Annotated in this window: 7 protein-coding genes and 1 pseudogene; 4 read left to right on the forward strand and 4 right to left on the reverse strand. The window is 41.9% G+C overall.

The genetic code is table 11. From position 1 onward, the window contains the following. Positions 1-797 precede the first annotated feature (797 nt). On the reverse strand, positions 798-2,156 hold the full coding sequence (locus VE944_RS25655; protein ID WP_324983783.1) for a TrpB-like pyridoxal phosphate-dependent enzyme: 1,359 nt from the start codon (positions 2,154-2,156) through the stop codon (positions 798-800). Positions 2,157-2,328: 172 nt separating this feature from the next. Between VE944_RS25655 and VE944_RS25660 the strand changes: the two genes are divergently transcribed. From VE944_RS25660 to VE944_RS25670, 3 genes are all read left to right on the forward strand, one after another. After that, complete coding sequence (locus tag VE944_RS25660; RefSeq protein WP_324983786.1) at positions 2,329-2,922, forward strand: cytochrome b/b6 domain-containing protein; 594 nt, start codon at positions 2,329-2,331, stop codon at positions 2,920-2,922. A gap of 27 nt (positions 2,923-2,949) precedes the next feature. After that, positions 2,950-4,386, forward strand: a complete 1,437-nt coding sequence (locus tag VE944_RS25665) for a bifunctional orotidine-5'-phosphate decarboxylase/orotate phosphoribosyltransferase (RefSeq protein ID WP_324983788.1) — start codon at positions 2,950-2,952, stop codon at positions 4,384-4,386. Positions 4,387-4,682: 296 nt separating this feature from the next. Continuing rightward, entirely contained in the window at positions 4,683-5,783 is a 1,101-nt protein-coding gene (locus tag VE944_RS25670; RefSeq protein ID WP_324983791.1) for an AI-2E family transporter, read from the forward strand. A gap of 215 nt (positions 5,784-5,998) precedes the next feature. Here VE944_RS25670 and VE944_RS25675 read toward each other — a convergent pair whose 3' ends face one another. Continuing rightward, positions 5,999-8,452: an ATP-dependent Clp protease ATP-binding subunit gene (locus VE944_RS25675; RefSeq protein WP_324983799.1), complete on the reverse strand. Its 2,454-nt coding sequence runs from the start codon at positions 8,450-8,452 to the stop codon at positions 5,999-6,001. 328 nt (positions 8,453-8,780) lie between these two features. Between VE944_RS25675 and VE944_RS25680 the strand changes: the two genes are divergently transcribed. Next, entirely contained in the window at positions 8,781-9,077 is a 297-nt protein-coding gene (locus VE944_RS25680) for a DUF3288 family protein (RefSeq protein ID WP_229557017.1), read from the forward strand. Positions 9,078-9,138: 61 nt separating this feature from the next. On the opposite strand, the gene aroC is transcribed toward VE944_RS25680, so the two are convergent. Beyond that, positions 9,139-10,227: a chorismate synthase gene (aroC, locus tag VE944_RS25685; RefSeq protein WP_324983795.1), complete on the reverse strand. Its 1,089-nt coding sequence runs from the start codon at positions 10,225-10,227 to the stop codon at positions 9,139-9,141. A gap of 213 nt (positions 10,228-10,440) precedes the next feature. Continuing rightward, positions 10,441-10,578 (reverse strand): annotated as a pseudogene (locus tag VE944_RS25690) (photosystem II q(b) protein); the annotation flags it as partial.

The raw sequence follows: 10,578 nt of genomic DNA on the forward strand, positions 1-10,578 counted from the left end.
CTACCAGTTTAATTTTACGTTAAAAAATTGATTCTTCTGATGGGTTCCCTCAGTTGAATGATGTTGTTGCCCGTGCGTAGGCGTAGCCCGTCGGAGACATCGCTTTGATAAAATTTCTTGGGGAATGCTGCGCGATCGCTATAAAGATGTAGATAGTCAACAACCCCAAGCCTAGCGCTTTATTTTTGATTGTAAACCCATAAGCGATCGCCTTTTAGATAAAATCCTGAGCGCATCAGTGTCGTTGTGTAGAGTGCAAATCTACCCGTAGCGTCTTGTAGAGAAGGTATTGCCTAAACTAAATTCATATTCAATAAGTAAAAATGCCTGATTACTTATGCAAAAGCAGCTTTTCCTTTCTCAAAAGCAGCTTTTAATTTCGCATTCTAGTGTTTTCCACAAACAAAAGCAGCTTTTACTTCTTCAAAAGCAGGTTTTAATCTCGCATTTTAGTATTTTCCGCAAACAAAAGCAGCTTTTAATCTCGCGTTTTAGTGTTTTCCGCAAGCAAAAGCAGCTTTTACTTTCTTAAACCCCAGTTTGCTTACTCATTAGAGTAATTTACGCATTCATTTTGGTATATCATTGAGCCAAAAGCTGGCGTATGCGTAGCCCTTCGGAGATATCGCTTTAGTTTAGAGTATAAATCGACAAGCGATCGCTGTTCTTTTTATAATCTCATGTATTAACAAAGCAGCGATCGCATTAAAAATACCAGAGTGTGATAGATTTGTAACCCTACAGCAACGCTATGCAAATGTAATCGTTTCAATTACATTTGCATAGCGAATCAGCTACTACTCAACTACGGGTAATCCTGCTAGTGCCATCGCCACTTCATTCGCACTATATTCAGTATCAACAAGCCGTCCAGCTTCATAGTCAATATAAGCTTGCATATCAAAATTCCCATGACCGCAAAGGTTGAATAGGATAGTTTTGCTTTTACCTTCTTTCTTGCAGAGCAAAGCCTCATCGATTGTTGCTTTGACTGCATGGTTAGCTTCTGGTGCTGGTAAAATTCCTTCTGCGCGGGCAAAAGTTAATCCAGCCGCAAAGCAACCAAGTTGGTATTCAGCACGCGATTCAACTAATCCCAAATTGACAATATGGCTAACAAGCGGGGCCATACCGTGATAACGTAAGCCTCCAGCATGAATTCCTTCTGGCACAAACTTACTACCCAAAGTATGCATCTTAGTGAGTGGAGTTAAGTGGGCAGTATCACCAAAATCGTAAGCATATTTGCCACGAGTCAGAGATGGACAAGCAGCTGGTTCTACAGCTATTACTTGTACGTCTCGTTCTCCTCGCAATTTAGCACCAATAAATGGAAAAGCAATTCCAGCAAGGTTACTACCGCCACCTGTGCAGCCAATGACAATATCAGGGTAATCTCCTGCCATCTCTAACTGAGTAAGTGCTTCCAGCCCAATCACGGTTTGATGTAGCAGTACGTGATTGAGAACACTACCTAAAGCATACTTAGTTTGTTCATCAGCAGCAGCTACTTCTACAGCTTCACTAATAGCAATTCCCAAACTGCCGGTGCTATTGGGATGTTGTGCAATAATTTTACGTCCGGCTTGGGTTTCAGTACTTGGGCTAGCAACTACCCTCGCGCCGTAGGTTTCCATTAGAGCTAGGCGGTAAGGCTTTTGCTGGTAGCTGACCTTTACCATGTAAACTAAGACTTCTAAACCGAATAGCGCACCAGCAAAGGCGAGGGATGATCCCCACTGGCCGGCTCCCGTTTCAGTCGTTAGCTTTTTTACTCCAGCTTGTTTGTTGTAGTATGCTTGGGCAACCGCAGTATTGGGTTTGTGGCTTCCAGAGGGACTAACACCCTCATACTTGTAATAAATTTTGGCAGGCGTATCTAAGGCTTGTTCTAAACGACGGGCGCGATAAAGAGGGGTTGGTCGCCACTGGCAATAAATAGAACGGACTGGATCTGGTATTTCAATCCATTTTTGTTGACTAACTTCTTGCTCAATCAGCGCCAATGGAAACAGAGGTAATAATTCATCTGGTGTAATTGGCTTTCCAGTACCAGGATTTAAAACTGGTGGTAAGGCTTGTGGCAAGTCAGCCTGGATATTATACCAAGCTTTGGGCATCTGTTTTTCAGTCAAAATGTATTTAATCGTGTCCATGTAATTAATTGACAATAAAAGGCTATTTATACAGTAAATCTTAAATAGGGGAGGCAGGATGAACGGCAATACTGCTCGGTTAAGGGAAAATAAAGGGTAAGTAATATACCTCGAAACTTGCGGTGTCATTTACCCAAGATAGATAAACAGCAAATTTTATCAGTCAAAATGTATGACTTTGACCCCCTCTCAAACTCGAAAGCTACCTACTCAAGCGATCGCAGCCAAAATTTTCCACTGGTGTAACATCATTAGTCTATTTATCATGCTCACCAGTGGACTACAAATTTACAACGCTAACCCTGTTTTTGGTGGACGTGCAGGTTTGCACATTCCTCCGATATTTACGTTAGGAGGTTGGCTCGCAGGAGGTAGACACTGGCATTTTGCAGCAATGTGGATATTTTCGCTGAATCTCCTGTGGTATGGAATTTACATTTTAATCACTCGGCGCTGGCGGCATCGGTTTGTAGGTGCCAATGACTTCAAAGCATTACAAAAAAGTCAAAATTCCAAACGCCTAATTTATGCTTGGCATCGAATTGTCTATACAGCAATTATTCCTATCTTGCTACTGGCATTATTGACAGGAATAGGAATGTATAAACCTGCTCAATTTCCCTGGATTGTGGATTTGTTTGGCGATTGGCAAGCATTGCGAATTGTTCACTTTGCCTCAGTGCCGATGGTTGTCTTATTTGTAGTGATTCACTATCGATTAGGGCTTAAGGCTGGTGGTACTGAATTAACAGAATCAATGTTTTGATAAATAATCTTTTTTTAAACTAAAAACATGAACTTTTTTGATAAATTGAATGGGAATATATTGCAAAACCAAAGCTTACTATTTGTAGGACTTGATCCAAATCCAGAGATGATGCCTGTGCGTTATGAATCTGAAGAACTGATCACTGGTTTGGAGAAGTGGTTACAATTCATTATTGCGGAAACTTCTGATTTCGTTTGTGCCTATAAACCGACACTTGGCTTTTACGAGGCGCTAGGTATTCCAGGTTTAGAATTGCTGTACAAAACTTTAGCAGCTATTCCAGCCCATATCCCAGTAATTTTAGATGCCAAACACAGTGACTTAAATACTAGTACCATTTTTGCTCGGACTGTGTTTACAGAATGGCAGGTGGATGCAATTACTCTTAGTCCCTATACAGGACAAGATCATGTAGCACCTTTTTTGGTCTACCCTGATAAAGGAGTGTTTATTTTATGCTGTACCTCTAATCCAGGCGCAGAAGCTTTACAGCAATATCCGACAAACGAATCACCCCTTTATTTACAAGTAGTAAAAGAATCAAAAACCTGGGGAACTCCAGAACAATTGGGTTTAGAAGTGGGAACTACAAAACCTGAAATTTTAGCACTTATTCGAGCGATCGCGCCTGAACGAATTATTATGGCGCGTAGCATCTGGGCAGAAGGCGCAAACCTGAAGCAATTTTTAGAAGCAGGTTTGAATGCTAACGGTGATGGTTTACTGATTCCTGTTCCTCAAGATATGTTGGGAAACACCCAACTATCTGAGGAAATCCAGTCTTTACGTGCAGAGATTAATCAAATCAAAGCTGAAATTATTCACGAAAATTCCACATGTCCTGTGTGGTTTCCTGATGTTTTTTTTCTAAATCAGCATCCCTACCAAGACTTGATTTTACAACTTTATGATATTGACTGCATTATGTTTGGCAGTTTTGTCCAAGCATCAGGAGCTATATTTCCTTATTACATCGACTTACGCAAAATTATTTCCAATCCCCAAGTTTTCAATCAGGTTCTCACAGCTTATGAGGATATTTTGAAAAACTTGAATTTTGATAGGTTGGCAGGTATTCCTTACGGTTCTTTACCTACTGCGACTGGTTTAGCTTTGCGCCTTCATTGTCCAATGATTTTTCCCCGTAAAGAGGTGAAGGCACACGGAACTCGGAGAGTTATTGAAGGTAATTTCCATCCTGGTGAAACAGTTGTGGTAGTTGATGATATTCTCATTAGTGGTAAAAGTGTTATGGAAGGGGCAGGAAAGTTAGAATCAGCAGGATTAAATGTTAATGATATTGTGGTATTTATCGATCATGAACAAGGGGTGAAAGATAGGTTACAGCAAAATGGTTATCGCAGTCATGCGGTTTTAACTATTTCGGAAATTACTAATACTCTGTATCAAGCAGGGCGAATAAATGAGGAGCAATTTTTAGCTTTCGCTGAAAGTTCGTGATTGGAAGAATAGGGAGTGGGGAGTAGGGAGTAGGGAATAGGGAAATATTTTTCTCATGTACTTACCCTTGGTTATATCTTGCACCTGCCTACTTTCTCGCCAGAGAATTTTTCTCTGGCTAATAGCACAAGTGTACTCAAGTTGAGTATAAACCTTACCCAGTCTTCAATAGATAGACTAGCCCCAGAATTCATGCTGAGGCGTTTGTTTGGACTGGTGCAAGTTCTGATCCTTGAACATATTTAATTACCCGGTTCAATCTAGTAACTAGAATAATTTGGATTTTTAAATTAATTATGAATTTTCCACTGAATCAACTGCTTAGATGGTTAATTTTTACGCTGTTATTTCCTTTAGTTTTTCTCAATGGTTGGCTAGCATTTTTGCTGGTTAAAAATTTTCAACCTGTTGTAACAATTCTTGTTTTGGCTACTTTGCTTGCATTCATTTTAAACTATCCTGTTGCCATTCTCCAAAAGCGAGGAGTGAAACGTGGCTATGCAGTATCATTAGTTTTTATCTCAGCATTGATCATTATCATTGCTTTGGGTATAACTTTAATTCCAATTGTTTTAGAGCAATTTAATGAGATGGTGAAAGTCTTTCCCCAATGGATTGATTCTAGCAAAGAAAACCTTCAGATTTTAAATGATTGGTTTTTTAAGCACAATTTAAATGTGAACTTAAGTCGCTTATTAAGCCGATTAACTGAGCAATTACCTACTGAATTAGAGTTTCTTTCAGATAAACTTTTAAGTATTCTTATAGATACGATTGATAGTATCTCTGAGGCATTAATTACAATAGTATTGACTTTCTATCTGTTGTTAGATGGCCCAAGGATTTGGGAGGTGATATTTAAAAAGCTACCTGGAAGTTTTGCCCAAAAGGTAAGCCAATCTATTCAACAAAACTTTCAAAATTACTTGATTGGTCAGGGAAGTTTGGCTTTGCTGATGGGAGTTTCATTAACATTATTATTTTTAGCTTTTAAAGTCCAGTTTGCTTTACTTTTTGGTTTGGGGGTTGGGCTTTTGAGTTTAATTCCCTTTGGCGATGTCGTTAGTCTTGTTGTAATAACTTTAATAATAGCCACACATGACTTTTGGCTAGCAGTGAAGATTTTTGCAGTAGCTGTTGTCATTGATCAGGTAATTGATCAAGCGATCGCACCACGGCTTTTAGGCAAATTTACTGGTATCAGACCAATATGGGTGTTAATTGCTTTGCTTGTAGGAACCAATGTTGGTGGAGTCTTGGGTTTGCTAATCGCGGTACCTGTAGCTGGTTTTATCAAAGATATAGCAGATGGTTTTTCTAAATCTGGTGATTCTGATAACATCGGTGTGGGTGAAGCAGCATCAGAATTGTTGGCAGAGAAATCAATATCGCCATGAGTTGTTGATTTATGGAGAATATAAAGCGCACAGCTAGCTGTGCTACGGCATCCAAAAGAAAATTACATAAAAAAACCCCTAGCATTTCTACTAAGGGTGATAAATAATACCATTTCACTTTATGTTTGTCGGAGATGCCCCTGCGATCGCCTCTACTTAGATGAGAGGCTAGAGTATTCCTCAAATATTACAGCAAAAGGTGATCAGGTATAAAATTAGCCAACATTTGCCAAGAGCAATTCTCGTTTTTCTGATTTCCGCACTCTTACCTGAGAGTCATCATCAACATCAACGATCGCTGTATCTCCATCTGTAATTTCACCAGACAGCATTGCTTCGGCGAGAGAATCTTCTAGGAGGCGCATAATTGCCCGGCGTAATGGTCTAGCACCATAACTAGGGTTGTAGCCTTCTTGTACTACCCGGTCTTTGAAGCGATCGCTAACTTCAAGAATAATTCCCTTTTCTGTCAACCGACTAGCAACTTCACGAAGCATAATCTCAGCGATTTGCTTGACTTCATCCCTAGAAAGCTGGGTGAAGACGATAATTTCATCAAGACGGTTAAGGAACTCAGGACGGAAGTAAGCTTTCAATTCTTCATTTACCAAGGTGCGGATGCGGTTATAACTAGCGTCGGCTTGAGTGTCGAAGTCAAAACCTAAGCCACTACCACCTTTTTCAATCACCTTAGAACCAATGTTGGAAGTCAAGATGATCAGCGTGTTCTTGAAGTCCACTTTCCGACCTTTGGCATCGGTAAGATGACCGTCATCCAAGAGTTGCAGCAGCATATTGAATACATCGGGGTGAGCTTTTTCGATTTCGTCGAATAGCAACACTGAGTATGGTTTCCGCCGCACGGCTTCTGTAAGCTGTCCACCTTCGTCGTATCCCACATAACCAGGAGGCGAACCAATTAGCTTGGCGACGGTGTGGCTTTCCATGTATTCGGACATATCTAGGCGAATCATGGAATCTTCCGCACCGAAGAAGTAAGAAGCTAGTGCCTTCGCTAATTCTGTTTTACCGACTCCGGTAGGCCCAGAGAAGATAAAGCTAGCAATGGGACGATTGGGATTCTTCAAGCCGACACGGGCGCGACGGATACCGCGAGATACAGCCGAGACTGCTTGCTCTTGACCAATAAGCCGTTGATGCAGAGTGTCTTCTAGGTGTAGAAGCAATTCTGACTCAGATTCAGTCAGCTTGTTGACTGGTACGCCAGTCCAAGAGGCAACGATTTGGGCGATATCTTCTTCGTCAACTACAGTCGAGTTGACAGGTTGATCGTTTTGTGTAAACGTTGCTTGCAGTTGTTCTGCAAGTTTTAACTCTTGGTCACGCAGGGTTACAGCTTTATCAAAATCTTGGACTCTGACTGCTGCTTCTTTTTCCTTGGTAACGCCAGCGAGTTCACGCTTGAGTTCTTTATTGGGAGAAATTTGAGAGTTCCGCAGACGAACGCGAGAACCAGCTTCATCAATCAAGTCTATTGCCTTATCTGGCAAGAAGCGATCGCTAATGTAGCGGTCTGATAATTCTGCTGCTGCTACAAGTGCTGCATCCAAAATTGTGACTTTGTGGTGCTGCTCATAAGCACCGCGCAAGCCGTAGAGAATTTGTACGGTTTCCTCTACTGAGGGTTCTCCAACCTTAATTGGTTGGAAACGACGCTCTAGGGCGGCATCACGCTCAATGTGCTTACGATATTCATCAAGGGTAGTTGCGCCGATACACTGAAGTTCACCCCGTGCTAAGGCAGGTTTGAGGATGTTCGCTGCATCCAAACCACCTTCTGTCCCACCAGCACCAACCAAAGTGTGAATTTCGTCAATCACCAAGATGATATTGCCCACAGTGCGGACTTCTTCCACGACTTTTTTGATGCGTTCTTCAAAATCGCCACGGAAGCGAGTTCCAGCTACCAAAGACCCCATATCGAGGCTGATAACTTGCTTGTCTTGCAAACTTTCGGGAACATCCTGGTTGATAATCCGTTGAGCTAGACCTTCTGCGATCGCAGTTTTACCAACTCCTGGTTCTCCAATCAACACTGGGTTATTCTTAGTGCGGCGACCGAGAATTTGGATCGCCCGCTCAATTTCCTTCTGGCGACCAACTACGGGGTCAAGTCTGCCTTCTTGTGCTAATTTGGTCAAATTCCGACCAAACTCTTCCATCGTTAATGGTTGGGTGCGCTTTTGACTACCACCACCAGCTATAGCTGGCGCATTTTCACCCAAACGGCGAACAATGGCACTGCGGACAGTCTTGAAGTCAACTCCTAAATTTTGCAGTACTTTGGCGGCAACACCTTCACCAGCCTCGGTTAATCCTAAGAGTAAGTGTTCAGTGTTAATGTAATTCTGTCCCAGACTATGAGCTTCTTTAAACGATTGCTCAAAGAGGCTTTTTACTTTAGGAGTAAAAGGAATTTCTGGTGGTACAAAGCCAGAACCCCTGCCAATAATTTTTTCTACCTCACGACGTGAATCTTTGAGGGTAACGCCTAATTCGGCCAGCACTTTAGCAGCAACCCCAGTTCCTTCTCCCATCAAACCCAGGAGAATTTGTTCTGTTCCTACAAAGTTGTGTCCCAGGCGACGGGCTTCCTCCTGAGCTAACATAATTACTCTAATGGCTTCGGAAGTGAAGTGTTCAAACATAATGGGTTCTTGCTCCCTCGCTGCTTGGACTTTGGGTGAGATAAAATTCACCCTCATCTAAAGTTTTTTGTATTTTCTTAAGAACTAATGTAACTTTATTTAAACTTGAGTGGCAGTGGTGAGAGCCGTAAGACATCAGGTGTACTTGCCGTCTACTAGGGGTTAGGAGTGATGAGTAGATAAGGAGTTTTCAATTTTACAATCGACTTGTCAGTGCAGAAGATGATTTTCTTTTGCCTTTTTTGCTCCTCAGCTCTGGGCTAAACTTAAAAACTAAGACTCAACACTCTTAATTCCTAACTTATAACCTCTCACTCAGGGACTCACGATGACTGAAGCAAGGGTCGGCAAAGACCAACAACATCCTCTTTATAGCCGCGATCGCCCCCTTATTGATATTTTACTCTCTCAAGAGGCGACAGACTATAACTTAGCAGAATTAGCTAGGCTGCGAATGCGTTATCAAGGGTTTCCAGGGGCAAGAGATATCCAAAAAGACCTAGATAAAGCCTTGCAACAGTGGGGTTTGACCGAAGCCGAGCTTTTTGAGAAAACTCGCCAAATTCACAATCTAGGGGGTATTTACAAAAGTCGTGGCAAGAAAGAGGAACAGGATTGGAATTAGGGTAGGGGGCATAGGCATTATTGATCTTTGTTTAATGTGGCGATGTTACCTTGCCTCATAGCTACAAAACCTTACACTGCCCATGATGCCTTAACAAATGGTCACACAGCACCAACGCCACCATTGCCTCAACCATTGGAACTGCACGCGGTAATACACAAGGATCGTGGCGTCCTTTGGCTGCTAAAAGCGTTTCTTCACCTTCACGAGTTACAGTTTTCTGCTCTTTTCTAATTGTTGCTGTCGGCTTAAATGCAACTCGCAAAATGATATTTTCTCCGTTGGAAATTCCCCCTTGAATACCACCAGAACGGTTTGTTAGTGTGCGGATTTCACCATTTTGATCAATATAAAATTCGTCGTTATGCTCAATTCCCGTTAGCAGCGTTCCCCCAAAACCCGAACCAATTTCAAAACCTTTGCTAGCAGGGAGAGACATGACACCTTTAGCGATATCAGCTTCCAATTTATCAAATACTGGTTCGCCCAAACCTTTCGGCACATTTCGCGCCACACATTCTACTACACCGCCGATAGAATCACCTTGTCTACCTATTTGCTCAATTAATTCAATCATGCGATCGCCGCATTCAGCATCGGGACAACGAACTATATTGCTTTCCACTTGTTCTAAGGTGACAGTATTTGGATCAACTACACCTTCTAAGTCTTTGATGCGCTTAACGTAAGCGATAACTTCGATATTGGCGACTTGGCGAAGAATTTTTTTAGCGATCGCACCTGCGGCTACTCTTCCGATTGTCTCACGCGCTGAGGATCTACCACCACCTTGCCAATTGCGAATGCCATATTTTGCATCATAAGTTGCATCCGCATGAGAAGGCCGATATTTCTCAGACATCTCGTCGTAGTCTTGGGGACGAGTGTCTTTGTTCCGCACCAAAATTGATATAGGCGTTCCCAGAGTTTTGCCTTCAAATACCCCTGATAAAATCTCGCAGGTATCCGCTTCTTTGCGAGGCGTCGTAATTTTACTTTGTCCGGGACGCCTTCTATCTAGTTCTACTTGAATTTCTTCTGCCGAAATTTCTAGTTGAGGAGGACAACCATCAATCACAACCCCCACACCGCCGCCGTGAGACTCGCCAAAAGTACTGATGCGAAATAGATGACCAAAAATATTGCCCATGATTTTGAGGAAAAAGGTGAGGCTTATGTATTCTACCTAGAGTTCTTACAAAGTTTGTCTTTGTTTTTTGTATAATTTTTCGCTATTTTTTTAGTAATTATCAACAATGTTTCTGAGTTTTTATTTAACTCCATAACAGTATCCGTTACTAAGTTAAATTAAAAGCGCCCTCCTTTGTGGGAGAGCGCTTTTTAATTTAGTTAGAGCTTAGAATTAACCGTTGATAGCAGGAGCGCTCATTGCCACAGGAGCAACATCACCAGCAGCCAAATCTAAGGGGAAGTTGTGAGCATTACGCTCGTGCATTACTTCCATACCCAAGTTAGCCCGGTTGATTACATCAGCCCAAGT

This window comes from Nostoc sp., assembly GCF_035638895.1.
Taxonomy (GTDB): domain Bacteria; phylum Cyanobacteriota; class Cyanobacteriia; order Cyanobacteriales; family Nostocaceae; genus Nostoc.

What these genes read in the sequence shown, in the direction of transcription:
- VE944_RS25655 (WP_324983783.1), bottom strand. Translation starts at nt 2,156, where the DNA reads ATGGACACGATTAAATACATTTTGACTGAAAAACAGATGCCCAAAGCT.
- VE944_RS25660 (WP_324983786.1), top strand. Translation starts at nt 2,329, where the DNA reads ATGACTTTGACCCCCTCTCAAACTCGAAAGCTACCTACTCAAGCGATC.
- VE944_RS25665 (WP_324983788.1), top strand. Translation starts at nt 2,950, where the DNA reads ATGAACTTTTTTGATAAATTGAATGGGAATATATTGCAAAACCAAAGC.
- VE944_RS25670 (WP_324983791.1), top strand. Translation starts at nt 4,683, where the DNA reads ATGAATTTTCCACTGAATCAACTGCTTAGATGGTTAATTTTTACGCTG.
- VE944_RS25675 (WP_324983799.1), bottom strand. Translation starts at nt 8,452, where the DNA reads ATGTTTGAACACTTCACTTCCGAAGCCATTAGAGTAATTATGTTAGCT.
- VE944_RS25680 (WP_229557017.1), top strand. Translation starts at nt 8,781, where the DNA reads ATGACTGAAGCAAGGGTCGGCAAAGACCAACAACATCCTCTTTATAGC.
- aroC (WP_324983795.1), bottom strand. Translation starts at nt 10,227, where the DNA reads ATGGGCAATATTTTTGGTCATCTATTTCGCATCAGTACTTTTGGCGAG.